29 protein-coding genes and 2 riboswitches are annotated in these 25,844 nt (G+C 35.1%); of the genes, 27 read left to right on the top strand and 2 right to left on the bottom strand.

Annotation, left to right across the window (positions count from 1 at the left end):
* Positions 1–144 precede the first annotated feature (144 nt).
* Positions 145–492 (bottom strand): hypothetical protein, encoded by a 348-nt coding sequence (locus J6L95_RS10870; protein ID WP_029072696.1) that lies wholly within the window; start codon positions 490–492, stop codon positions 145–147.
* 141 nt (positions 493–633) lie between these two features.
* Positions 634–975 carry a PadR family transcriptional regulator gene (locus J6L95_RS10865; protein ID WP_029071480.1) on the bottom strand — a complete coding sequence of 114 codons (342 nt, stop codon included), beginning with the start codon at positions 973–975 and terminating at the stop codon, positions 634–636.
* Between the two features lie 212 nt (positions 976–1,187).
* On the opposite strand from J6L95_RS10865, the gene J6L95_RS10860 reads away from it, so the two are divergent.
* The 27 genes from J6L95_RS10860 to J6L95_RS10730 all read left to right on the top strand — a co-directional run bounded on the left by J6L95_RS10860 (position 1,188) and on the right by J6L95_RS10730 (position 25,703).
* Positions 1,188–2,012 (top strand): DNA/RNA non-specific endonuclease, encoded by an 825-nt coding sequence (locus tag J6L95_RS10860; RefSeq protein ID WP_074623914.1) that lies wholly within the window; start codon positions 1,188–1,190, stop codon positions 2,010–2,012.
* Between the two features lie 16 nt (positions 2,013–2,028).
* Positions 2,029–2,379 (top strand): hypothetical protein, encoded by a 351-nt coding sequence (locus J6L95_RS10855; protein WP_287459148.1) that lies wholly within the window; start codon positions 2,029–2,031, stop codon positions 2,377–2,379.
* A gap of 61 nt (positions 2,380–2,440) precedes the next feature.
* Positions 2,441–2,908 (top strand): hypothetical protein, encoded by a 468-nt coding sequence (locus tag J6L95_RS10850; protein ID WP_287459146.1) that lies wholly within the window; start codon positions 2,441–2,443, stop codon positions 2,906–2,908.
* 108 nt (positions 2,909–3,016) lie between these two features.
* Positions 3,017–5,482 carry a coiled-coil domain-containing protein gene (locus tag J6L95_RS10845; protein ID WP_287459145.1) on the top strand — a complete coding sequence of 822 codons (2,466 nt, stop codon included), beginning with the start codon at positions 3,017–3,019 and terminating at the stop codon, positions 5,480–5,482.
* A gap of 27 nt (positions 5,483–5,509) precedes the next feature.
* Positions 5,510–6,163: an HAD family hydrolase gene (locus J6L95_RS10840; protein WP_287459144.1), complete on the top strand. Its 654-nt coding sequence runs from the start codon at positions 5,510–5,512 to the stop codon at positions 6,161–6,163.
* Positions 6,164–6,215: 52 nt separating this feature from the next.
* Positions 6,216–6,911 (top strand): AzlC family ABC transporter permease, encoded by a 696-nt coding sequence (locus J6L95_RS10835; RefSeq protein WP_287459143.1) that lies wholly within the window; start codon positions 6,216–6,218, stop codon positions 6,909–6,911.
* A complete protein-coding gene (locus tag J6L95_RS10830; protein WP_029071485.1) occupies positions 6,908–7,222 on the top strand; it encodes an AzlD domain-containing protein in 315 nt (104 codons plus the stop codon). The genes J6L95_RS10835 and J6L95_RS10830 overlap by 4 nt, the downstream gene beginning before the upstream one ends.
* A 10-nt stretch (positions 7,223–7,232) precedes the next feature.
* Positions 7,233–8,969, top strand: a complete 1,737-nt coding sequence (locus tag J6L95_RS10825) for a tetratricopeptide repeat protein (protein WP_287459142.1) — start codon at positions 7,233–7,235, stop codon at positions 8,967–8,969.
* Positions 8,966–9,910 (top strand): calcium/sodium antiporter, encoded by a 945-nt coding sequence (locus tag J6L95_RS10820; RefSeq protein WP_287459140.1) that lies wholly within the window; start codon positions 8,966–8,968, stop codon positions 9,908–9,910. Before J6L95_RS10825 ends, J6L95_RS10820 begins: the two co-directional genes overlap by 4 nt.
* Positions 9,911–9,968: 58 nt before the next feature.
* Positions 9,969–10,379, top strand: a complete 411-nt coding sequence (locus tag J6L95_RS10815) for a ribonuclease domain-containing protein (protein ID WP_035885090.1) — start codon at positions 9,969–9,971, stop codon at positions 10,377–10,379.
* Between the two features lie 3 nt (positions 10,380–10,382).
* On the top strand, positions 10,383–10,640 hold the full coding sequence (locus J6L95_RS10810) for a barstar family protein (RefSeq protein ID WP_074685718.1): 258 nt from the start codon (positions 10,383–10,385) through the stop codon (positions 10,638–10,640).
* A 364-nt stretch (positions 10,641–11,004) separates the two neighbouring features.
* Positions 11,005–12,468, top strand: coding sequence for a UDP-N-acetylmuramoyl-L-alanyl-D-glutamate--2,6-diaminopimelate ligase (locus J6L95_RS10805; protein WP_029072703.1), 1,464 nt, complete (start codon positions 11,005–11,007; stop codon positions 12,466–12,468).
* Positions 12,469–12,514: 46 nt separating this feature from the next.
* Entirely contained in the window at positions 12,515–13,642 is a 1,128-nt protein-coding gene (locus J6L95_RS10800) for an alanyl-tRNA editing protein (RefSeq protein WP_287459138.1), read from the top strand.
* A 10-nt stretch (positions 13,643–13,652) separates the two neighbouring features.
* On the top strand, positions 13,653–14,321 hold the full coding sequence (locus J6L95_RS10795; RefSeq protein WP_074685722.1) for a GTP pyrophosphokinase: 669 nt from the start codon (positions 13,653–13,655) through the stop codon (positions 14,319–14,321).
* Positions 14,318–15,907, top strand: a complete 1,590-nt coding sequence (locus J6L95_RS10790; protein ID WP_287459136.1) for a sensor histidine kinase — start codon at positions 14,318–14,320, stop codon at positions 15,905–15,907. The genes J6L95_RS10795 and J6L95_RS10790 overlap by 4 nt, the downstream gene beginning before the upstream one ends.
* 141 nt (positions 15,908–16,048) lie before the next feature.
* Positions 16,049–17,197, top strand: a complete 1,149-nt coding sequence (locus J6L95_RS10785) for an ABC transporter substrate-binding protein (protein WP_287459135.1) — start codon at positions 16,049–16,051, stop codon at positions 17,195–17,197.
* A gap of 59 nt (positions 17,198–17,256) precedes the next feature.
* Complete coding sequence (locus tag J6L95_RS10780) at positions 17,257–18,132, top strand: branched-chain amino acid ABC transporter permease (RefSeq protein ID WP_287459134.1); 876 nt, start codon at positions 17,257–17,259, stop codon at positions 18,130–18,132.
* A 3-nt stretch (positions 18,133–18,135) separates the two neighbouring features.
* Entirely contained in the window at positions 18,136–19,083 is a 948-nt protein-coding gene (locus J6L95_RS10775; RefSeq protein ID WP_029071495.1) for a branched-chain amino acid ABC transporter permease, read from the top strand.
* Entirely contained in the window at positions 19,080–19,847 is a 768-nt protein-coding gene (locus J6L95_RS10770; protein ID WP_029072707.1) for an ABC transporter ATP-binding protein, read from the top strand. Before J6L95_RS10775 ends, J6L95_RS10770 begins: the two co-directional genes overlap by 4 nt.
* Before the next feature lie 10 nt (positions 19,848–19,857).
* Positions 19,858–20,562 (top strand): ABC transporter ATP-binding protein, encoded by a 705-nt coding sequence (locus J6L95_RS10765; RefSeq protein WP_029071497.1) that lies wholly within the window; start codon positions 19,858–19,860, stop codon positions 20,560–20,562.
* Positions 20,563–20,644: 82 nt separating this feature from the next.
* Entirely contained in the window at positions 20,645–21,427 is a 783-nt protein-coding gene (locus tag J6L95_RS10760; RefSeq protein WP_287459133.1) for a ZIP family metal transporter, read from the top strand.
* A 61-nt stretch (positions 21,428–21,488) separates the two neighbouring features.
* Positions 21,489–21,896, top strand: coding sequence for a large conductance mechanosensitive channel protein MscL (gene mscL, locus J6L95_RS10755; protein ID WP_287459132.1), 408 nt, complete (start codon positions 21,489–21,491; stop codon positions 21,894–21,896).
* 67 nt (positions 21,897–21,963) lie between these two features.
* Positions 21,964–22,070: riboswitch (TPP riboswitch) on the top strand.
* A gap of 30 nt (positions 22,071–22,100) precedes the next feature.
* Positions 22,101–22,206: riboswitch (TPP riboswitch) on the top strand.
* Between the two features lie 46 nt (positions 22,207–22,252).
* The gene (gene thiS / locus J6L95_RS10750) at positions 22,253–22,447 is read left to right on the top strand and encodes a sulfur carrier protein ThiS (RefSeq protein WP_031590029.1); all 195 of its coding nucleotides are present in this window, start codon (positions 22,253–22,255) and stop codon (positions 22,445–22,447) included.
* On the top strand, positions 22,448–23,071 hold the full coding sequence (thiF, locus tag J6L95_RS10745) for a thiamine biosynthesis protein ThiF (protein WP_287459131.1): 624 nt from the start codon (positions 22,448–22,450) through the stop codon (positions 23,069–23,071).
* Positions 23,072–23,086: 15 nt separating this feature from the next.
* Entirely contained in the window at positions 23,087–23,860 is a 774-nt protein-coding gene (locus J6L95_RS10740) for a thiazole synthase (RefSeq protein ID WP_287459130.1), read from the top strand.
* 12 nt (positions 23,861–23,872) lie between these two features.
* Positions 23,873–25,126, top strand: coding sequence for a 2-iminoacetate synthase ThiH (gene thiH / locus J6L95_RS10735; RefSeq protein ID WP_287459129.1), 1,254 nt, complete (start codon positions 23,873–23,875; stop codon positions 25,124–25,126).
* On the top strand, positions 25,119–25,703 hold the full coding sequence (locus J6L95_RS10730) for a thiamine phosphate synthase (protein WP_287459128.1): 585 nt from the start codon (positions 25,119–25,121) through the stop codon (positions 25,701–25,703). The genes thiH and J6L95_RS10730 overlap by 8 nt, the downstream gene beginning before the upstream one ends.
* Positions 25,704–25,844 lie beyond the last annotated feature (141 nt).

Raw genomic sequence — 25,844 nt, 5'->3', positions numbered from 1 at the left:
ATTGCGCCCAAAAATGGGTGTTTTTTTATGTCTAAATGCCCGTAAACAGATTTTATCTGGCTGTAGGGAGTCAAAGAAAGAAAAAAAGAGCTGGTCCAGCTCAGTGATTATCCATAAATCACTTTACTGGGTCAGCCCCTTCTTTTATTTATGTAATAATTTACCAATCTTAGTCTGTAAAGCAAATAGTTTCTTATTTGCTTCTACATATTCATCATACATCTTATTAAGCTTTGCTTCTGTGTCCTTATGTTCGTTAGTAAATACACCTTCTTCAGAAGCTTTTGCCTGATCTTCAATCTCTTTTTTCACCTGTTCAAGATAAGCGATATGACCTTTAGCCTGTGCAGCTTTTGCTGCAATCTTATCCTGCATGTTTTCAATATCTATAGTAATATCGCTGATTTCTTCTTCTTTAGGAAGATAGTGAATATCATTGAAAAATCTATTATATGATTCCTGAGACTTTCTTACAATTGTTTTATAATCCATAATTCTGTACCGTCCTTTCCTTTGACACCTACACAATAATTGATTGTGACAAACTGTTCAAGAAAATGGAATCAAGTGTTAACAGAATTAATAAAAAACAATCAATAAATGAAGAACTTTTGTTAATTGTGTTAACAGGAACTAGTAAGTACCCTTGTTTACTTCTGCAATAAGGTGATCTACGCCTTCTTTGAAAGCATTGTATTCACCTTCAAGTTTCTTAAGATATTCTAATCCTTCAGGTTCAATGTGATAGTAGATTCGAGTTTGGCGTTTCCCTACTAAAACCTTTTTCCCTGTAATCTGACCACTTTCAAGTAGCTTATAGAGAATAGGATACATTGTACCTTCCGCAATGTTGATTCTTCCATTCGATGCTTCCGTCAACAGCTGTACGATTTCATAACCGTATCTGTCTTTGTTTTGAAGGATCTTTAGAAGAACCATTTCAAGCTTAAAAAACTTACTGACACGTTTTGCCATATTTCTTCCTCCAATTCATTTTTATATTTTATTTGTATAAATATATTATAGTAAAATCTTTGTCATTATAATAGAGAAAAGAATAATATTTAAAATTTTATTTAAAGACTAGCTTTTTAATATAGAAATACATTGTTTATCAAGTAGATAGAAGTAAGTTTATTTATGGTATTTTTAATGAAGATGTATTAGAATACGTCAAGGTGAGATTTATGAAGAAAAAACTTTTAACGGGAATTTTATCATTGATGATCATGATAGGTGGACTTCTTTTTCATGATGTAAAAGAAATGCAGATGGTTTTCTACAATGAAGGAGGAAGCTATTTTCATCAAAGTGAATACTGTGAGCATCTTTTTTCTCACAAGAAAGAAAGCATGCGTATTCTATGTGAACTATTAGGATATAAAGAGTGTCCTTATTGTTTTCATCAGGAAAGCTATACATTAGAGGGGGTTCCTTCTTTCAACGGGAAGGCCTATGTCACTATTCATGATAATAAACCTTTCTTTAATAAAGAAGATTATAGTAAAGGGAACTTTGAAGAATATTCTTCTTTAGATCATCTAGGAAGAGTTCAGAAAGCATTTATTAATGCATCTATGTCTACTTTACCTAAAGAAAAAAGAAAGAGTATTGGGATGGTAAAGCCAACAGGATGGCATCAAAGAAGATATGAGGAAATCAGGAATTCTGATAACCCTGCTGGTTATCTTTATAATCGCTGTCACCTGATTGCTTATGAGATTGGTGCTGAAAATGCCAATAGGAAGAATCTTATGACAGGAACACGCTATCTTAATATAAAGGGAATGCTGCCATGGGAGAACAAGGTTGCAACTTATATAAAAAGAACTGCACATCATGTCTTGTATAGGGTTACGCCTATTTATAAGGACAATCAGCTACTCGCAAAAGGTGTGCTGCTAGAAGGGAAATCCGTTGAGGATCAGGAAATACAGTTTTGTGTCTACTGCTATAATGTGCAGCCAGGCATTACAATTCATTATGAAGATGGGACAAGTGAAGTAAAATAATATGGGGAAACGTTTTATGATTGGGCTGCTTTTATTTTGTGTATTGATCGCATTTAGTCTTATTCAAGATCCTGCTAAACAGGTGAAGCAGCTAATAAGATTTCATTATTATACAAGTGTTATTGAGGGGAGTGAGAGATATCTTTATTTTGGAAAAGATTACTACAAGTCAGGTATTGTTTCACACCAGCAATTTCATGTAAAAGATCAGGGATCATATATGACCAAAAGAAAATGTCATCAGATTTATCTGATTTTAAGGAAGGGAGGCAAGGCGACTTCTTTTCTTGTTAATATGAAACATAATCAATGTCCAGAACATTTTACCTCTTTGCATAGTCATGTACGCTATGTATTGAAATACTAAAATCAATTTTTGTAGGAAGAATGCATTATTATTGATATAATAAAGAGAAAGGAGGGAGTGTATGAAAACAATTGATCAGTATTTATTAATGATAAAAGAGATACTCAATAAATATCCGTTTCAATTAGATTTTAAGAAATCTTTGAAATTTCATCATGATTTCTATGAATTTATGGAAAAGCATATCCCCCTTCTAATGAAGGAGAAACGCTACAGTGATGTCTTTACATTATTGACATACATTTTTCTCGTTCTAAATGATTATGATATTGTAGAAATTAGAATTACATCTACAGAATGCATCTTCCGACTTATTCAATTATATAAAGAAGGCAATGAAACAATTAGACATATGATCTATGAGTGGACAAGTCATATTTCAATGCACACATTAAAAGATGAACTCATGTCTGATTTCTACAATCTAAAAAAGAGCGTAGGCGAAGCCTATCGTTTTGAGTCTAAAAAGCAGGATACCAGCGGTTCGCTTCTATTAAGGCGATGGACGGAAGATGAATTTAATCGATGATCACTGCTTTTATTTCAATAGGAGTCTTTTTTGATTATTAATGGATTATTTGATATAATGAATCTAACTTTATGGTAAATAAGTTAAAAATAAGAGGAGGAACTCATTATGGCACCAGAAGATTTTGAAACAAAAATTAGAGCACGTCTTAAAGATATTACTAAAAAAGTACAGGATGTTAAGCAACAGAATGATATCCTGAAGGCTGCTAATAAGAGATTAGAAGATGATAAGGCGCTTTTAGAGAACTCAAATAAGGATTTAAGAGCTGAAGTACAAAATCTTAGAGGAGAATATGAGTCTCTTAAGAATGAGCCAAAAATAGATGAAGCTTCCTTGGATATATTAAAAAAAGAAAATGCATCAAAAGATGAACAGCTTAAATCATTAGAAAATCAGGTCCAGTCATTAAAGGATCAGTATGATTCTTTATATAAAGAAACTGATAGTCTAAAGGCAAGCTATGATGATGCCAAGTCTACTAATAGTGAGGCTACATCAAAGATTTCTTCTCTTGAAGAAGAAAAAGAAGAAGCCTTAAAGAAGAGTGCTTCATTAGAAGAACAGCTTTCTTCATTAAAGGAAGATTATGATAAACTTACATCTTCACAAAGTCACACAAGTGAAACAGTGTCTGAATTAGAAAGTACTGTTTCTTCATTAAAAGAAGAAAATGAGTCACTTTCATCTGAAAATGTGAAAGCAAGTGAATCTTTATCAGCTTTACAGTCAGAAGTTGCTAGTTTGAAAGAAGAAAAAGAATCTTTATCTGTAAAATATACACAGTCTAGTGAAAGTCTATCTCAATTAGAAAAAGAACTTTCATCATTAAATGAAGAAAAGCAACATACAAATGATGCATTAGCTTCATTAGAACAGGAGTTAGCCTCCTTAAAAGAAGAAAAAGAAAAACTATCTTCGGATAAAGAAAGTGTAGATGAACTGTTAACTTCATTAGAAAATGAAATGTCCACTTTAAAAGTAGATAACGATAAACTTATGACAGATAAGCGTTTAGCTACTGAAGAAATGACAAATCTTGGAGAACAGATTTCTTCATTAAAAGAAGAAAATGCAAAATTAAATGAATCTAAGAGTTCTGCCCATGAAGAAATGGAAAGAATGAAAGAGAGTGCTGAAGCAACAGTTGTCAAGAATACTGAATTAATGGAGAATGTTGCTAAGATTACTTCAGAAAACAATGCATTAAAGTTAAAGAACACAATGCTTGATCAGATTGTGAGAGCCAATAAGGAAGAATTGCGTTCATTAAGAGAAGTGCAGGATAAATATAGTGCATTAGAAAATGACTATGAAGAGATTAAAGCTAATGCAGAAAAAGCAAATGAAGAATTAGAAACTGCTCGTAAAGATGTATTGAAGGCAACAGAGGAATTAAAGGCTCTTGAAGAAGAAAAAGAAACATTAAAGAGTCGCAATCTTTCATTGCTTGATGAAAAGAAAGAACAGGAAGATGCAGTAGAATCATTGACTCTTGCAAAAACAGCTTTAGAAGAAGAAAGACATAAACAGCTTGATACATTGGATGCGTTAAAGGCAGAAGTAGAAGCTTTACAGAATAATAATCTTTCTTTATCTCAGGAAAAAGAAAAACAGGAAGCTGCGCTTTCATTATTAAGAAGTCAGAATGAAGAATTATCTAAAGAAACACAGGATCTTAATGCCTTAAAGCTTAAATTAGAAGCAGAAAATGAAACATTAGAAAACCAGGTTTCTACATTAGAAGAAGAAAAGACTGCTGCTATGAGCAATATTGAGCGTATGGCAGAAGAAAATCAGTCATTGGCTGAAGTGAACCATAAGTTCGATAGTGACAATAGAGAATTAAAATCTATTAATGAAACATTGGAAGAAGCCAACAAGGCCTTCAACCAGCAGGTTCCAGAATTAAAGAAAGAGAATGCGGATCTTAAGAATAAGAATGCTTCTCTTGTAAGCGTGAATACATCACTTATGTCTAAAAATGAAGAGTTATCTAAGGATAATGAGGCATTTAAAGTACGTCAGCCTAAACTTGACAGTGAAAATGCTAAACTTAAAGAAGAAAACGAAGCATTATCAAAAGAAAATGATTCATTAAAGACAGAAAATGAAGAATTAAAGAATGAAAATGTTAAATTAGAAGAAGGCAACAAAGAAGCTGCCAAGAACAATATGCGTTTTAGAGAAATGAATCAGAAACTTAGAAGTGAAGTATCTCTTCTAGGTGAACAAGTTGATGCCTTCAAGCAGGAAAACCCTGTTCTTAAAGAAGAACTTGAAAACATCAAATCTCGTTATTCACAGATCAATGAAGAAAAACAGGCCATTGATGAAGAAAACAAGAAGATCAGATCTTCATTGGCAAGAGTACAAGGTGCCTTTGACCATGTTACAGATAAGATGGATGACTACATTGGCGCATTGGAATTATTCCAGAATAAATACAATGGTCTTGTAAAAGGCTATAATGAATTAAATGTCAAATATCAGGAATTATTAAATGAAGAAGAAGATCGTCTCATTTATAATCCTCAATTTGAAGGAATCATTGATAAGAAGGAATCTGAATAAGATTCCTTCTTTTTAAAGGAGAAAAGTATGCTAAAAAATAAAAACGTATTTTTATTTGATATGGACGGACTGCTTTTAGATACAGAAGCTTTACATGTAAAACTCTGGCATAAGATCTTTGATAAATATCATCTCAATGAACATGAAGACCTTATCACAAAAGTAATTGGAACATCGGGTGATCAGGCAAGAATGATTGCTAAAGAGATGACTGGTGATCCAGATTTTCTTAATCGCCATGAAGAAGAAAAAGCACTTATGCTTAAAGACTATCTAAAAGATCACGACTTAAAACAAAAGAAAGGCGCAGAAAAGCTGCTTTCTTATTTATATGAACATGATTATGATATCATCCTTGTTTCTTCTACTTTTGAAGAAGGAGTAGAAAGAGCCCTTGCGAAAGGACATCTTTCGCATTGGATTGATAAGAAAGTCTGTGGAGATCATGTCAAATATTCTAAACCCAATCCAGATATATATCTGAGGGCTCTTTCTTTATACAATCATCAAGCAGAAGAATGCGTTGTATTAGAAGACTCAAAAAACGGTATCAAAGCAGCCAATGCCGCTGGCATTGATGTCATTGGAGTCCCTGATCTTATTGATTTAAGTGAAATGAAAGAAGAGCATCTCATTGCGGTTGTCCCTTCTTTAGAAGATGTGTTAGAAATGGTGAAATAAGATTCTTGCATAATAGATGCTTTTCCTCTATATTTTATACAGGTGAATAATTATGCTTACATATAAAACAGGATTAAAAAAGGGAATTCCTATCGCATTAGGCTATTTCCCAGTCTCATTTTCTTTTGGCGTACTATGCGTCTCACATCAGCTGCCCCTTGGACTTGCAACATTGATTTCTTTTACAAACGTTACATCTTCAGGGCAGTTTGCGGGAGTGAACTTAATGTTAAGTCAATCCACATACTTTGAAATTGCGTTAACATTGTTAATGATCAATGCCCGCTACTTCTTAATGTCACTTTCTCTTTCCCAGAAGATTGAAGAAAAGATGACAACATTACAACGTCTTCTCATCTCATTTGTCGTAACCGATGAAACATTCGCCATTGCCAGTCTAGAGTCCCAGCCACTTACTTTTTCCTATATGGCGGGGCTGATGACACTACCATTTTTAGGGTGGGGATTGGGTTCATTATGTGGTGAACTTATTATGGATCTGTTGCCAGCAAGTGTACAAGGAGCTATGGGTATTGCTTTATACGGCATGTTCTTAGCGCTTATCGTACCTCCTTCACGTAAATCAAAAGAGGTTGCAGTCGTTGTTGTGTTATCAGTTGCATTGCATTGTCTATTGCACTACGTACCACTTTTTGCATTTATGGGAGATGGATTTAAGCTGATCGCATCCATTCTTATTTCTGCCGCAGTTGGTGCTAAGCTTTATCCAAAGGAGGAGAAAGTATGATCTACTATTTAATTGGTGTATTGATCATGGCGGCTTTTAGCTATATTCCAAGATTTCTGCCACTTACATTTTATCGCAAGAAAATTGAATCACCATATCTTCAATCCTTGCTTTATTATCTGCCTTATGCAGCTCTTGGTGCCTTGACATTCCCAGGTATTTTTCATGCGACTCCTCATCTTTATGAATCACTTGCGGGTGCCACTGTCGCTTTCTATTTTGCATTTCGCAATAAGAGTCTCATATTCGTCGCTGTATCAGGCATGATTGCTTGTTACGTGGCATATTTGATTATGACTTATATACATTAAGGTGAGATATATGGAAGAATTTATCCTCTTTATCAATGATATAGATACAAATCCAACATTAGTAAAAGAATTAAATATGATCACCCTTGATCCCACTCACCATAAACTGCTCATTACTTATGCATGGGTAGGACCAAATGGTATTGGTGATCAGGAAACCAGAGAAGAGCCTATCGATATTATGTCATTAAGTGAACTTCATGATTATCTTAATGATAGCTTCGATCACATTCTTACAATTGAAGATATGCTTTTAAATGAAAGACTCATCACCTACTATATTTCATTAGAAAATCAGTCTTTCATTAAAGAAATAGATGATCTCTATTGTGAATTATTATGGCGCTTATGGCGTAAGAAAGATCGCAATGAAGAAGAGAATGTCGATTTAGCCATCACTTATCAGGAATATGGACACTTTCTTGAAAAAGTGGATCTCCCTCGCAGTATTGATCCCTATTTAAGAGAAAAGACTATTCTTGAAGAAGTCGCAATTAACAATCCTAATGAGGATAATAAACGCAATGTTTTAGTAGGCTTAGAAGATGTCATTAGAGTCTACGAAAAACTAGGGGATGACTTTGAAAAAGAAGCGCTCAATTACACATTGGCGCTCTTTAAGCAATATGAAGATTGTCATCTTGAAAATAACTATGAAAAAGCCCATATCGCTGAAAAGATAGGTTTACATTATGCTTCTATTGATACCATTGAAGACCTTGATAATATCGATAGTGATGATCAGCGTATAGAATTATCGCTTTATTATCATAATATAGAAAAAGATATCTTTAAGATGTTACTCGATGAAGATCCATCATTGGATAATAAATACAACTATGGTATTTCACTTAGACAGATGGGAAATCGCTATGAACAGTTAGGTGATCAGGATAGTCTAAAACAGGCGAGTCTACTTTATGATGAAGCCTATGAACTATTTAGCGAACTGTACAAGAAAGATCCTAACTATCGTGAAAGCTATATTATTGCCTCTGAACAAAAGGGAAATATTGCTTTTTTAAGAGAAAAGTACAAGGATGCTCTTTATTATTATGAAGAAGTTTATCAATTAGAAAAAGAAGACGCTCTAAGCAACAGCGATGATGACCTGTTTAGTGTAGCGATTATCTTAAAGAAGTTAGGAAAAGTCAATGAGAAGCTACATAATATAGATCAGGCTTTAGCTTATTATAAAGAATCCCTATCACTCAACTTAGATATAGAAAAACGTACAGATATCTATGTCAGAAAAGCTGAAGTAGGGATTGCCTATATGAATATCGGTTGGGTCTATATGAATAAATCAGAATATAATCTAGCTAAAGAGTATTTTGAAAAAGATCTTGCGATCAGAGAAAAGCTTCATGATGAATATCAGAGTGTAAGTTCTCATTACTCTTTATCCTTAGCTTACCGACATATGGGATATGTCCTTGAAGAATTAGATGAAAAGCAATCATTGGATTACTTTAGAAAATGTTTTGATATTTCTGCTTATTATGAAAAGAAGTACAGTCATGAAGGAGAACGTCATTACTTGGCTGTATCCACACATGACTTAGCTTATGATCTGATGAGACTTGGCTATTTAGAGGAAGCTAAATTTTATTATGAAAAAGTGCTTTATTATCTTGAACATTATAAAGAAAAAAGAAAACATGAATATGTTTTAAATAAAGAAGAAATAAGTGATGAGTATCATCAGCTTATTGCATTGTTAAAAGGAAAGGAAAAAGAAAAATGATACTGTTAATAAAAAACATAGGGCTTTTGATCTTAGGGTTTTTAATGCTTATCAAAGGTGCGGACTGGCTTGTAGAAGGTGCGAGCGGCATCGCTAAAAGATTAGGAATTCCTGCTCTTGTAGTAGGGTTAACCATCGTTGCGATGGGAACAAGTGCCCCTGAAGCAGCTGTATCCATCACTTCTGCATTAAAGGGAAGCGTAGATATCGCTGTAGGAAATGTTCTTGGCTCTAATATTCTTAATATATTGATCATCTTGGGTGTGACATCATGTATTACCCCATTACTTATCAAAGAGACAACTGTCAAATATGAATTGCCATTCATGATCGCTGTGTCTATTATCTTTTCAATTATTGGACTTCAAAATGAAGTCATTGGCATTAAAGGTGGATTAATCTTATGGGCATTGTTTATTGCCTACTTGTCTTACTTGTTCATAATGACTAAGAAAGGTTTTATCGAAGCAGAAGAGGAAGATCAGATTGCCCACTTACGTACTATTCCTATTCTATTATTCTTAACAGTCATTGGAATCGTTATCGTTGTTCTAGGTTCTAACTTTGCGGTTGATGGAGCAAGTGGTATCGCAAAATACTTTGGAGTAAGTGAACGTATTATCGGATTAACCATTGTCGCATTGGGAACATCTCTTCCTGAATTGGTGACTTCTGTTACTGCAGCTAAACGTGGAAAGGCCGATATCGCTATTGGTAATATTGTTGGTTCGAATATCTTCAATATCTTATTCGTTATTGGGACAAGCGCCATAATTACACCGGTGGCTTACCAGTCAAAGTTTATCATCGACAGCATTGTAGCAATTGTCGCATGTGTCCTGCTTTATTTATGTGTCTTTAAAGACCATGAACTTTCTAGATGGGGCGGGATCACAATGCTTATTGCATACGCTATCTATTTTGTCTATTTAATTTTATAAAGATTTGCTTTTTAAAACGCAAATCTTTTTTGTTAGAATAAAAGAAGGAGGAATATCAATGAAAATCAAGTTTCTTTTATTAAGTCTCTTTATAGCATTAACAGCCTGTCAAGCAACAGTTAAAGAGAAAATTGATTATGATGGGATCTACACATCTAAAGGAGATGTGTCACTGTATCTTCATACTTATAGGAAATTGCCAAAGAATTTTATTACGAAGAATCAAGCCAGACAAAAGGGCTGGCGTGGTGGTGGTCTTGACTACTATGTAAAAAATGGATGCATAGGTGGAGATCGCTTTGGCAATTATGAACGTCGTCTTCCGGTTGATTCTTATAAAGAATGTGATATCGATACATTGCATAAAAAATCGCGAGGCAAGAAGCGATTGATCTATTCAAAAGATTTTGTGATTTATTATACGGATGATCACTATCAGACTTTTACCAAAATAACATTTGAGGAGTAGAATATGGAGTATATTATTAATTTTGATCATGTCTATACAGCCCAAGATCTACATAATGCTTTTAGAAAACTGCCTCTTCCTGACTATTATGGCAACAATCTTGATGCCTTGTATGATGTACTATGTGAAATAGGAGAACCAACAGTGTTAACAATAAAGAATGTTGAGGAATTACCTGCCTCCTATCAAGATTTAGTGATGCAGCTTTTTGAAGATGTTATGGAATCAAATAAAATGATAAATGTTAATTACATCAAGTGACAAATGTAACTAAATTATTACGATAAAATGTACAAAAACCCCTTTTTCTTTTCTTTTTATAAAAATGTCTATTTATGCGTGCTTTTCTTTTATAGACATGTTATAGTAACACCTGTAAAGAAGTTCAGACTCTCTTTATAATATTTTCGACAAACAAAAGGGCAGAATCTAAAAGATTCTGTCTTTTTGTTTGAGTTAATACTATGTTCACAAAACTTTCATATATTTACTTCAGTAAAATCAAAAAACTCCCTATTAAAATATTATCGACGCTGCAGTGAGTTAGAGTTCTCACTGCTTTTTTTTGACTTCACAATTCTTCTCGTTGTATTATAATTTTGTATGAAAGAGAGGATAGACATCTATGTATTCAATAAAAGAATTATTAAAAGGTGTTAACTATGAAATTATAAAAGGAGAAGAGTGCGATGTCACTGATGTCATTTACGATAATAGAAAAGTGACACCAGGATCATTGTTCGTCTGTGTAAAAGGCGTTCATTTTGATGGACATGATGCCATTAGCGATGTCATTAAAAAAGGAGCTAAGGCTATTCTTGTAGAACGTGATGTAGAAGTAGAAGAAGATGTCACAATCATCAAGGTAGAAAGTACAAGATATGCGATGGCATTTGTTGCGGCAAGCTATTATGGGCATCCTGCATCTTCATTGAAGGTTATTGGGATTACTGGTACAAAAGGAAAGACGACAACTTCCTATATGGTAAAATCCATTCTTGAACATGCTGGCTATAAAGTAGGATTGATTGGTACTGTGGAAACAATTATTGGAGATGTACATATTCCTTCAGTGAATACAACACCAGAATCTTATGTATTACAGAAGACTTTTAAGGATATGGTAGAGGCTGGTATTCAAGTTGTTGTTATGGAAGTCTCTTCCCAGGCATTAATGTTGCATAGAACACAGGGATTTACATTTGAGATCGGTATTCTTACTAATATCTCTGAAGATCATATTGGACCAAATGAACATCCTTCATTTGAACATTATATGCATTGTAAAGGATTATTGTTTAAGCAGTGCAAGAAGGGTATTGTCAACTGTGATGATGCACACTACAAGACTGTATTAGAAGGTCATACTTGTGAACTAGAAACTTTTGGTTTACATGAAAATGCGGACTTGAGAGCTGAAAATCTTGATTTAATCAAGAAACCAGGGGAATTGGGTATTTCATTTGATGCGAAAGGGTTAATTGATCTTCATGTAGAAATACCAACACCAGGTAAATTCAGTGTTTATAATGCTTTAACCGCAATGGCAATCTGTGCTCACTTTAATGTCAATAAAGAAGATATGCAGGAAGCATTGCTTCATGCAAAGGCAAAAGGAAGAATTGAAATGGTCAAGGTGTCAGATGATTTCACATTAATGATTGACTATGCACATAATGCCTTTGGCTTAGAAAGCCTTCTTACTACATTGAAAGACTATCATCCACATCGTTTAGTTGTATTATTTGGATGTGGTGGTAACCGCAGTAAATTAAGAAGATATGAGATGGGTGAAGTTTCAGGAAGATTAGCTGATTTAACAGTTATTACTTCTGATAACCCAAGAGACGAAGATCCAATGGATATTATCAAAGATATTGAAATTGGTATGGCTAAGACTGATGGTCAGTATGTAGAAATACCTGATCGTAGAGAAGCTATCGCTTATGTTATTGAACATGGTGAACCAGGAGATATTATTGTTCTTGCAGGTAAAGGTCATGAAGATTATCAGGAAATTAAAGGCAAGAAGTATCCAATGGATGAGAGAGTCATTATTAGGGAATACTTAGAATCAAGACAAGGCTAGTTATCTAGTCTTGTTTTTTGTATAATAGGGACTGAGGTGAATACGAGTGAGTATTAGAACTTATGAAAAATATCCATATAAGACTTCTTTTGAAGCAGAGGTTATTGAGTGTGATCAAGATCATATTATCCTTGATAATACAATCTTTTTCCCAGAAGCTGGTGGACAGTGTGCCGATCGAGGCTTTATTGAGGGAAAGAAGGTAACTGATGTACAAGAAGAAGGAGATATGATCATTCATGAAATAAAGAATCATCCTTTTCATGTAGGAGACCATGTTCATGGTCAGATTGATTGGGATTTTCGTTTTTCAAATATGCAATGCCATAGTGGAGAACATATCTTCAGTGGTATCGTGCATAAGAAATTTGGATATGATAATGTTGGCTTTCATCTAGGAGTCCATGAAATGACAGTAGATTTCAATGGACCAATAAGTGATGAAGCATTAAAAGAAATAGAAGTAGAGGTCAATAAGGCCATCTATCAGAATAAGACTATTACTTGTTTTTATCCTGACAGAAAGACGCTTGAAACATTGGATTATCGTTCAAAAAAAGAAATCAAGGGCGATGTGCGCCTTGTCGATATTGAAGGATATGATCTATGTGCATGTTGCGCTCCTCATGTTAAATCAACAGGGGAAATTGGCATGATGAAGATCATCAGTCATATGAACTATAAAGGTGGCATCAGAGTCTTTTTAGAATGTGGCATAAGAGCCTTTAACTATATAAGAAAAGACTATGAAAATGCCCAGTCTCTTTATGGTATGCTTTCCGCTAACCAGGAGTCACTTGTAAAGCATGTAAAGAACTTACAAGATAAAAACAGCAGACTTGAAAGTGAAATCAGAAAAGTGCAAAGTGATGCTCTTTCAGAAAAAATCAGTCATTGTGAAGGAGAAAGCATTCTTCTATTTGAAGAACAAATGGAAACAGCTGTTCAGCGTGAAGCTGTTAATAAGCTAAAAAAGAAAGCAACACGCTACGCTGGCGTATTTGTTGGAAATGATCAAAGAGGATATCGCTATATATTATCTTCTGCTTCATTAGATATGAAAGAATTGCTTGATAAGCTTGTAAGCCACGGAGGAAAGGGAGGAGGATCATCAGAGATGATCCAGGGCTTTATTTCTTGTAAACAAGAAGAAATAAAGACACTAATCGATTAGAGGTATAAAAATGATAATTAGAGATTTAGCATTAAACAGGTTTCTTGAAACCTTCCAAGTAAAGATTGAACCAGTAGATGAACTCTTCTCATACTATCGCTGTGCTTTAATGGAAGTAGAAACAAAATTTAAGGTTCTAAATGAACAGTTTGCCTTATTGTATGATGGAAACCCCATTGAAAGCATTAAGACAAGAATTAAGTCATATGACAGTATTTTACGTAAACTAAAAAACAAAGGTTTTCCTTTAACTTTAAAATCAATGGAAGAGAATGTCTTTGATGTAGCAGGTGTACGTGTCATCTGTTCTTTTGAAAAAGATATCTACGTATTAGAATCATATTTTCTTTCACAAGATGACGTTGTTCTAGTAGAAAGAAAAGACTATATTAAAAATCCTAAGAAGAGCGGATATCGCTCTTTGCATCTTCTTATAGAAATCCCTATTTTCTTATCTACAGGAAAAAAGATGATGAAAGTAGAAGTACAGCTAAGAACTATTGCGATGGATTTTTGGGCAAGTCTTGAACATAAGCTACGCTATCATAAAGATTTAACAGATGAACAGCTCATCTTATTAAAAGATGAAATGAAAACATGTGCCACAATGTGTAAAGAACTCGATCAGCGTATGCAGTATGCTAAAGATGAAATCTTAGGCAAGGAGGATAATACATGAGTTTTTTCAAGAAAAAAAGCTTTATTAGAACAAGTGTTGTACATTTCACAGTCTTCTCAGTATTAATATTAGCTGTTTTTCTGGGCTTCATGTTAATTTATGCCTACATGCTAGACATCGCCTTCACTGATATGGATGATGTCTTAAAATATAAAGATGATATCATCTCCGAACATTTTTCAAATATTCCCATTGAATCATTTAAGAAGTGTTCCTTTATTGTCTTCAATGATGATAATGATGTCATCTATTCATCCAATGAATCCGTAAAAGATGATATCAGAGCCGTTGATCTTGAATTAATTGAAAGATACAATTCAGGATACAGCTACTCCATTACTCAATATGAATCTGGAAAATATAAGAATGGATTCTATGTGCAGAAAGTCAAGAAGATCAAGGATGGAACATTGCAGTCGACAGGATATGCGATTTTAGATAATAATCTTCGTGTAGTAGAAGGTAACTTATTCAATAAGTCCTCACTTTCTCCCTATGAATTTAATTTAATAAGCGGTAAATTCATAGATAGTGAAAAAAATGAATTTACTGTTTCCAAGTATGAGTATGTCAATAAAAAAGGAAAGAGACGCGTCTTCGTGTTTATTAATCCAACATTTAAAGAAGAGGATTATAGCAACCTAGAAGATAAGCTTCTAAGATTCATTCCTATTCCTATCTTATTGATCATCATCATTATTTTTATTCAGACAATGCTTTTTGATAGAAAGATCAAGAAGAGTATCCAGCCATTAAATAAAGCGATGCTTTCTTATTCAAAAGGAGAACCACAAAAAATAGATAAAGATGAGATGCCAAGAGAGTTCCTCTATGTCGTAGATACCTTCGAAGATTTAATGAATGAACTTGAAATAAGTGAACAGGAAAAAGAAAAAGCCAATGCTGAAAGACAGCGTGTCATCGTCGATCTTTCCCATGATCTAAAGACACCGTTGACCGTCATTCAAGGGTATGCAAAAGCATTGGCAGATCATGTCGTTCCTGAAGAAAAACAGGAACAGTATCTTCAGACCCTAGCTGTCAAAGCCAATGCGAGTGCTAGTTTGATGGATACACTGTTTGCCTATACAAGAATGGAGCATCCTGAATATCATCTTAATTTAACTGAAGTAGATCTTCATGAATGGTTTAGAGACTACATCTACTCTAAAAATGAAGAAATCAGTCTTAAAGGTTTCCGTGTTGAAACAGATATTCCAGATGATATAGAACTTGCCAAGATAGACTTGAATCTATTCCCACGCGCCTTGGATAATCTGTTAAATAATTCATTGAAATATAATGTAGTAGGTACCAAGATCTACTACAGTGTCAATGAGAAGAATGATAAGATTACTATCATCTACGCTGATGATGGAGTAGGTATCTCTGAAGAGGTCGGAGAACGTATCTTCGATGCTTTCGTTACAACAAATGAAGCGAGAACTTCGGGAAAAGGGACAGGACTAGGTATGAGCATTGCCAAACGTATCATTGAATTACATGGTGGTACGATAGAATTAGATTCATTAGAAGGCTATAAAACAGTCTTTAAGATACAATTAAAAAGAATTTTTACAGAGTAGCATCGCTACTCTTTTTTGTTTCAATAAACGAAAATTATTTAATTTTTTTAGATATTCTATAAAAAAGTGTTGCAAAGTTCTTGAAATTCGATAGAATGTATCTATAATTAAAATAACAAATCAGAAAAAGAGGGGATAGTTATGAGATTTAAAAAATTATGTGCATTTGCTGCAGTGGCAGCAATGCTTGTGGGATGTTCAAGTACAAACCAGACAAAGACTACTGTAAAGAATCCAATCTTTGGTTTCATTGGTCCATTGACTGGTGATGCATCTCAGTATGGAACAGCTGTTAAGAATGCATTGGAATTAGCAGTTGAAAAGTATAACAAAGAAAATGGTACTAAGATTACTATTAAGGCTTATGATGATAAAGCTGATGCAACTGAAGCGGTCAATGCTTACAACAAGCTTGTCGATGATGACAATGTAACAGCAGTTCTTTCACCAGTTACTACTGCTTCATGTTTAGCCGTTGCTAATGCTTCAAAAGCTAAGTCTACTCCAATTCTTACACCATCAGGTACAGGAGATAACATTACTATTGATTCATCTACAAAGAAAGCTTATAAGAATGTATTTAGAATCTGTACTAATGATTCATATGCTGGTACTTATTTAGCTAAACTTTGTAATACTAAATTTAACTTTAGAAAAGTTGCAATTCTTTATAACAAAGAATTAGACTACTCTGCAGGTCTTGATGCTTCATTTGAAAAAGAAGCTAAAAATCAGAATGTTAATGTTGTTTATAGTGGAGCATACAATGCCAACACTAAAGATTTCTCTACTTTCATTTCTAAGATCAAAGCTAGTGGATGTGATTCAGTTTATCTTCCAGATTACTATGAATCAGTTGTTACTATTACAAAACAGTTAAGAGATGCTGGTATTAACGTTCCACTATTTGGTGGAGATGGATGGGATGGTATCCTTGGAGTTAAAGGTGTAAATGCTAAAAACTTCGAAAATACTTACTATGTATCAGGATTTAATAAAGATGCAACTTCTGGTCCAGCAAAAGAATTTATCGATGCTTATCAGAAGAAGTATAATACAATGCCTAACATGTTTGCTGCAATGGAATATGATGCTGTAACTGTTATGATGAAAGCAATCAATGCTGCTAAATCTACTGATCCAGATAAGATCAATGAACAGCTTGCTAAAATCACTGTTACAAATGATGAAGCAGCATGTGGTGGATTCAAATACAATGAGTATCATGATCCACAGAAGGAAATGGTTACCGTAACAGTTAAGAATGGAAAGTATGTCACTGTTTCATAAGGAAGTATGATTAGGGAGAGCATATACTCTCCCTTTAGTATTATTGAAAGGAGTTCTCTATGGATTTTATTAATCAGATTATCAATGGATTATCAACCGGTAGTATGTATGCACTGGTTGCAATTGGATATACAATGGTATACGGCATTGGGAAGATGATCAACTTCGCTCATGGTGAAATCATCATGGCCTCTTCTTATTTTGCACTAGTAGGTATCTCAAGCTTAGGATTACCTCCTGTTGCAGCAATCGCTCTTTCTGTTGTATTGACTGCCGCATTAGGTGTTATTACTGAAAAGGTAGCTTATAAGCCACTACGTGGTAAAGGATCATTGGAAGTATTGATCACAGCTATCGGTGTTTCTTATTTATTACAGAATGTTTTCTACTTGATCTTTACATCATCAGGAAAAACATTCCCTGATATCATGCCACAAGGTTCATTCCATCTTGGTGGTTTGCATATCACATATATCACATTAATTACATTAATTATTTCAGGTGTCTGTACTGGTGCATTGTTATTCTTTATTCATAAGACAAAAATGGGGAAAGCAATGCGTGCCGTTTCAGAAGATGCTGGAGCAGCACAGCTTATGGGAATCAATGTTTCTTCAACTATCTCTTTAGCTTTTGCGATTGGTTCTGGATTAGGTGCTGTAGCAGGTGTCATCTATGGGGCAAAGTTCTCACTTATTAATCCATATATTGGTGCAATGCTAGGAATTAAGGCCTTCATTGCGGCAGTACTTGGAGGAATTGGTAGCATTCCTGGTGCCATGGTCGGTGGACTTATGATCGGGGTTGCTGAATCATTGACTATCTCATATATCTCATCAGATTTCTCTGATGCTATTGTATTTGGTATCTTGATTCTTATTTTATTGATTAAACCAGCTGGTTTATTTGGAAAGAACGTAAGAGAGAAGGTATAGCGCATGAAAAAGAAGTTAGTAAAATCGCTTATTTTAGCCCTTCTTATGGCGGCGATTCCATATATTGTATTAACATTGCTGATGTCACTTGGCATCTTAAATAGTTTCTGGTCAGGTATTATTATGCTTTGCGGTATTAATATTGTACTGGCTGTATCATTGAACTTAGCTACTGGCTACTTAGGTCAGTTGACATTAGGACATGCCGGATTCATGGCTGTAGGTGCTTATGTTTCAGCTATTTTAAGTATCTATTATCAGTGGCCATTCTTATTGACACTTCTTATCGGTGCTCTTGCAGCAGCACTCATCGGTATTGTCGTAGGTGTTCCTTCTTTAAGATTAAAAGGTGATTATCTTTGTATCATCACTTTAGCATTCAATGAAATCATTCGTGTTATCATTGTTAACTTGAAGATCACTAATGGTTCAAGAGGGTTAATTGGTACACCTCATGAAACAAACTTTACTTTTGTTTACTTGATTGCTGCATTAACAATTTTTGTGGTTTACAGTATCGTTCATTCTCGTCATGGACGTGCAATCATCTCAGTAAAAGAAGATGAAACAGCTTCAGAATTATCAGGTATCAACATTACTTACTATAAAATCTTAGCCTTCGTTATTTCTGCATTCTTTGCGGGAGCAGCAGGGGCACTTTATTCACATTACATTCCAGTTCTTGTTCCTAAATATTTCGATTATAACAAATCAGTAGAAATCCTTGTTATGGTCGTATTAGGCGGAATGGGAAGCTTGCCAGGTTCAATTATTGCGGCTATCGCCTTAACAGTTGTTCCTTCATTATTAATCAGCTTCTCTAACTATCGTATGTTAATTTATGCAATCGTATTAATTGCAGCAATGTTACTTAAACATAGTGATGCAGGTATTGCATTAAAACGTATGATTCCATTCTTGAATAAGAAAGGGAAGGAGGAGTCACTATGAAACCATTATTAAAAACATCCGGATTGGGTATTCAATTCGGTGGACTTAAAGCCGTTGATGAGTTCAACTTTGAAATTGGAGAAGGTCAATTATTTGGTCTTATTGGACCTAATGGTGCAGGTAAGACAACGATCTTCAACTTGTTGACAGGGGTGTATAAACCAACAAGCGGTAAAATCTTACTTGATGGTGTAAGTCTAAATAAAAAATCACCAACGCAGATTACCCAGATGGGAATTGCTAGAACATTTCAGAATATTCGTCTTTTCAAGGAGATGAGTGTTATTGATAATGTAAAAGTTGGTCTTCATCATTCTCATGAATATTCATTATTATCATCTATTTTACATCTTCCTAGCTATTTTAAGGGAGAAGAAAAAATGGATCAGAAAGCCAGAGAGCTATTGTCAGTATTTGGTCTTGAAGAATTTGCGGATGTTAAGGCATCCAATCTTCCTTATGGGAAACAGCGTCAGCTAGAAATTGCCAGAGCCTTGGCAACTTCTCCTAAATTATTATTATTGGATGAACCTGCTGCAGGGATGAACCCAACTGAAACAGCAGAATTGATGGAAACAATTGCTTTAATTAGAAAGAAATTTGATATTTCTATTCTTCTTATTGAACATGATATGAAACTTGTCATGGGTATTTGTGAGAAGATCTGTGTATTAAACTTTGGTACAGTTTTAGCATTTGGTTCACCAGATGAAATCAGAAATAATCCAGAAGTAGTAGCAGCCTATTTAGGTAGTGAAGAATAGGGGGTATTGCATGTTACTTAAAGTAAAAGATTTAAATGTAAACTACGGTGTCATTCATGCGATTAAAGATGTCTCTTTTGAAGTAGAAGAAGGAGAAATCGTTGCTTTAATCGGAGCCAATGGTGCTGGTAAAACATCAACGCTTCATGCGATCAGTTCACTTATTTCAAGCAAGAGTGGTGAGATCATCTTTGATGGCAAGGATATTTCTAAAATGCCTGCCCATAAGATTGTTGGATTAAACTTAGCTCAGGTACCAGAAGGAAGACGTATCTTTGCACAGCTTTCTGTAGAAGATAATCTTGAAATGGGTGCATTCTTAAGAGATGACAACAAGATAGAAGATGATATCCAGCATATCTACTCTCTATTCCCAAGACTTGAAGAACGTAAGAAACAGCTTGCCGGTACATTATCCGGTGGTGAACAACAGATGCTTGCAATGGGACGTGCCTTGATGAGTAAACCAAAGCTATTATTGCTTGATGAGCCATCAATGGGGCTTTCACCAATTCTTGTCAATGAAATCTTTGATATCATCAAGACAATCAATAAAGAAGAAGGTGTAACTGTTCTTCTTGTAGAACAAAATGCCTCTAAAGCATTAAAGATTGCGGATAAAGCATATGTTCTAGAAACAGGAACAATCACTGTTTCTGGTAAAGCAGCAGATGTTGCTAATAATTCACGTGTAAAAGAAGCATATCTAGGATAAAAGAGCATTTATGCTCTTTTTTTGCATATTGTTGGTATAAAATACAAAAATCCCTATACTAGAGATAGGGAGGAAAAAAATTATGAATAATTATATACTAATAGGCCTTCTTATTCCGGTATTGGGTACTACGCTCGGAAGTGCGATGGTATTCTTTATGAAAGAGGCTATGAATAAAAAATTAGAAAAAGCATTGCTAGGATTTGCGGCAGGTGTCATGGTTGCGGCTTCAGCCTGGTCATTGCTTATTCCAGCAATAGAAATGTCAGAAAAGATGGGAAAATGGCGTGTCATGCCAGCAGCAGTAGGATTCATGTTAGGAGTCTTATTCTTGCTTGTACTAGATCATATTGTACCTCATCTTCATATTGAAAGTGATGAACCAGAAGGAATAAAAGCTAAGCTTCAGAAAACCACAATGATGGTTTTAGCTGTAACGCTTCATAATTTCCCTGAAGGAATGGCAGTGGGTGTTGTTCTTGCCGGAATTGCGTCTGGAACATCGACAATGACACTTATGTCCGCGTTAGCATTATCCATTGGTATCGCAATACAGAACTTTCCTGAAGGAGCAATCATCTCTATGCCATTAAAAGCAGAAGGTGTAAGTAAAATGAAAGCCTTCCTGATGGGAACAGCTTCAGGTCTGGTTGAACCATTGGGAGGATTACTCGTTATTGCATTAACATCAATTACTATCCCATTATTGCCGTATTTCTTATCATTTGCGGCAGGTGCCATGATCTATGTGGTCATCGAAGAACTTATTCCAAGTGCCAATGTTGGTAAACATTCGAATATTGCGACAATGGGATTTGCGATAGGATTCACATTAATGATGATTCTAGATGTAGTTTTAGGTTAATAGAGTGAAATGCTTTTCAAATTGATAAGATTTGATATAATTATGTGCAGGGAGGTATTTTATGAAAAACTTATGGAAAGAATTTAAAGAGTTTGCTTTTACTGGAAACGTCATTGATATGGCAGTCGGTGTCATCTTAGGTGGTGCTTTAAAAGATGTTGTTACTGCATTAGTAAATATGCTAATGGGTGTCATCTCAGGAATTATTAAAATTCCGGATAGCTTAGATGAAGCTGTCTTCAAAATGTCAATTGGACCAGCTGGAACTGTTTCTATTAAATATGGCGCTTTTGTATCTTCATTCATCAACTTCCTATTGCTTGCCTTATGTATTTTCTTAATTGTTAAATCAATTAATAAAGCAAAGGATAAACTTAAGAAAGAAGAAGAAAGTAAACCTGAAGAAGCAGTAAAACCAGACGATATTGTTTTACTTGAAGAAATTAGAGATTTACTTAAAAACAAATAACCATGAAAAGGAAATCTATAGGATTTCCTTTTCTATTGCCTTTTTATTGATTTAGATATATCATATAAAAGAAATACAGGGGAGCTTGTAAGCAGGCTGAGAGGAAGTGATCGAACTTCGACCCTATAACCTGATGCGGATAATGCCGTCGTAGGAAGTCATTTACTAGGATTTTAGGCGGCATCATAAGGTGTCGTCTTTTTTACAATAGAAGTGGGGAGCTTGTGTGCAGGCTGAGAGGAAGTTATCAACTTCGACCCTTATACCTGATTTGGATAATGCCAGCGTAGGGAATTGTGTGTAGATCATGAGAAATGTCCAAATAGGATATTTCTCTTTTTTATGGGGGTGTAATTATGGTGAAGGTCAACGGCAAGGAATTGGATATTGCAGGAGAAAGCATATCTGAATTTCTGAAGTCAACAGATTACGATCTTAGGGTCATTGCGGTAGAACGCAATGAAGAGATTGTCTTAAAGTCAATGTATGATAAGACCATTCTTAAAGATGAAGATGTTGTAGAAATTGTCAGCTTCGTAGGAGGTGGGTAAATGAGTTTAAAACAAGAATGGAGAGAGGCTTTGATCAATCGTATTGGTCTTTCCTTGTATGAACAATTTTCTAATGCGACAGTTGCGATTTGTGGATTAGCAGGTCTTGGTTCACATATTGCGATCGCATTAGCGAGAGCAGGTGTGGGAAAGCTTATACTGATTGACTTTGATCAAGTAGATATGACGAATCTGCATCGTCAGTGCTATAAAGTGAATCAGATTGGTTGTAATAAGACGGAAGCTCTTTTAGAAAATATCTTGGAGGTTGCTCCTTATATTGATATTGAGGCAATCAATGAAAAGATTACAGAAGATAATATTGTAAGTCTTCTTAAAGATGCAGATATCGTGTGTGAAGCTTTTGATGATCCATCTTGTAAGGCCATGTTAGTCAATGGTGTTTTAGAAAAGCTACCTGATTGTTATGTGGTAGCTGCATCTGGTATGGCTGGCATGGGCTCACCTAATCTTATTAAGACTAGAAAATTGACAAATAGATTTTATTTATGTGGTGATGAAGTCAGCGATGTAAAGAATACGATGGGATTAGTATCTTCTAGAGTGATGCTTTGCGCTGCTCATCAGGCGCATACAATCCTGCGGATTCTTGCAGGTGAATAGAAAGAAGGTATATTTATGATAAATAATGATAAGCTCATCATCGGTGGGCATGAGTTTAATTCCCGTTTTATATTAGGGTCGGGAAAATATTCAATGAAACTTATTGATGCGGCAGTGAAAGATGCAGGAGCAGAAATGATTACTCTTGCCATTCGTCGTGCCAATACGAAGGAACATGAAAATATTTTAGACTATATTCCTAAAGGGGTAACTCTTATTCCTAATACATCAGGTGCAAGAAATGCAAAGGAAGCTGTGCGCATTGCCCGACTCGCAAGAGAACTGGGATGTGGTGACTTCATTAAAATAGAAATCATGCGAGATACAAAGTATCTTTTGCCAGATAATCAAGAGACAATCAAGGCAACACAAATCCTTGCGAAAGAAGGATTTGTAGTGTTGCCCTATATGTATCCTGATCTTAATGTCGCTCGTGATTTAGCTGCGGCGGGAGCCGCTGCGATTATGCCTTTGGCATCGCCGATTGGATCAAATAAGGGTTTATCGACTAAGGATTTTATTCAGATTCTTATTGATGAAATTGATCTTCCTATTATCGTAGATGCAGGAATCGGTAAGCCATCAGAGGCGTGTGCAGCTATGGAGATGGGGGCTTCTGCAATTATGGCGAATACTGCAATTGCGACAGCGGGAGATCTGCCATTGATGGCTTCAGCGTTCAATCAGGCCGTAGAAGCAGGACGAAAGGCGTATCTGTCAGGTCTTGGACGTGTCATCAATCGTGGTGCTTCTGCTTCTGATCCATTGACAGGATTCTTGCGAGACTAAGGAGAAGACAAAATGGAAAATCAATTTTACGTAGACTCCAAGCACCTTTCATCCGCAGCGCTCAAGAAAAAACATAGACTAGAAACTGATCCATCTTATCGCAAGAATCACATGGAATATCTTCCGGGAATGGAAATCATTGAATCAGATGTCTGTTCAAAAGTAATTGAAGCAATGAATAGCTATGATTATACGCAATATACAAAACAAGATGTACTTAGAGCATTACATCATGACACATGTTCAATTGAGGATTTCAAGGCCTTGCTTTCGCCTGCGGCAGAGCCCTATTTGGAACAAATGGCTCAGAAAGCAAGACTTGAAACAAGTAAACATTTCGGAAATACAGTTTACTTGTTTACCCCTTTATATATCGCAAATTACTGTGAGAACTACTGTGTGTATTGCGGTTTTAACTGCTACAATCACATCCATCGTATGAAGCTTAACAGGGAACAGATTGAAAATGAAATGGAAGTTATAGCCAACTCTGGCATGGAAGAAATCCTCATTCTTACTGGTGAAAGCAGAGGACAAAGCGATGTTCACTATATCGGAGAAGCGTGCAAGCTGGCAAAAAAGTATTTTCGTATGGTCGGACTTGAAATTTATCCTGTCAATACTGATGAATATAAGTATCTACATGAATGTGGCGCAGATTATGTAACAGTCTTTCAAGAAACATATGATAGCGATAAATATGAAACATTGCATCTTCTTGGACATAAACGCGTATGGCCATACCGCTTTGATGCGCAAGAACGCGCCTTACGTGGAGGAATGCGAGGAGTAGCTTTCTCCGCTCTTCTAGGCTTATCCGATTTTAGAAAAGATGCTCTCGCAACTGCGCTTCATGTCTATTATCTGCAACGTAAATATCCACATGCGGAAATGTCTTTATCATGTCCAAGATTAAGACCAATCATCAATAATGACAAAATCAATCCATTGGATGTAGGAGAAAAACAGTTATGTCAAGTGCTTTGCGCCTATCGTATCTTCTTGCCATTTGCAGGAATAACAGTCTCTTCACGTGAAAGTGCAGAATTTAGAAATGGGATTGTAATGATTGCAGCCACAAAGGTGTCAGCTGGTGTTTCTACAGGTATTGGTGATCATGAAGCGAAGTATACTGGTAAAAATAACAATGAAGCTAAAGGCGATGAACAATTTGAAATCAATGATAATCGCAGCTTCAAAAAAATGTATGAGGATATGTCCGGTGAAGGATTACAGCCGGTATTAAATGATTATATCGATGTCTAATATTGTTTGCATCACCAATCGACACCTTTGTAAAGAAGACTTCTTAACAAGAATTATCCATATCGCATCTTATCATCCTAAAGCAATCATACTTCGTGAAAAAGATATGACTCCAGAAGATTATCTAGAATTAGCATCACAAGTGATATCAATTTGTAAAAAGTATAATGTGAAATGTATTTTGCATAGCTTTTCTTCTGTAGCCACTTCTCTTAAGATGAATGCCATTCATCTTCCGCTTCCTCTTTTACGAAGTATGTCTAAAAAAGAAAGATCATCATTTCTAGTACTTGGTGCTTCCTGTCATAGTGTAGAAGAAGCAAAAGAAGCTGAGGTACTAGGATGTAGCTATATTATTGTGGGTCATATATTTGAAACAGACTGCAAAAAAGGATTACCAGGAAGAGGACTGGAATTTCTTCAAAATGTGATTTCCTCAGTAAACATACCCGTTTATGCAATTGGAGGAATCAATGAAACCAATATATCCCAAGTTCTCCATACCGGTGCTGATGGTGCCTGCTTAATGAGCAGTCTTATGAGCAATGACAATATTTCACAATTAATGAAAAAATAAGAAAAGGGGCTGACCCGGATAGATAATCTGGATTAGTTTTCAAAAATAAAATGCGCCGGATAAATCCGACGCATTTTTTGGTATAATGTAATTATGAAAACTACAACATTAAACCATAAAAATTATAGCGCATTTCAGACT

This window comes from Kandleria sp., assembly GCF_017934775.1.
Lineage (GTDB): Bacteria > Bacillota_I > Bacilli_A > Erysipelotrichales > Coprobacillaceae > Kandleria > Kandleria vitulina.
Note: the sequence above shows the minus strand (reverse complement) of the source record. Positions and strands in the feature narration are given on the sequence as shown.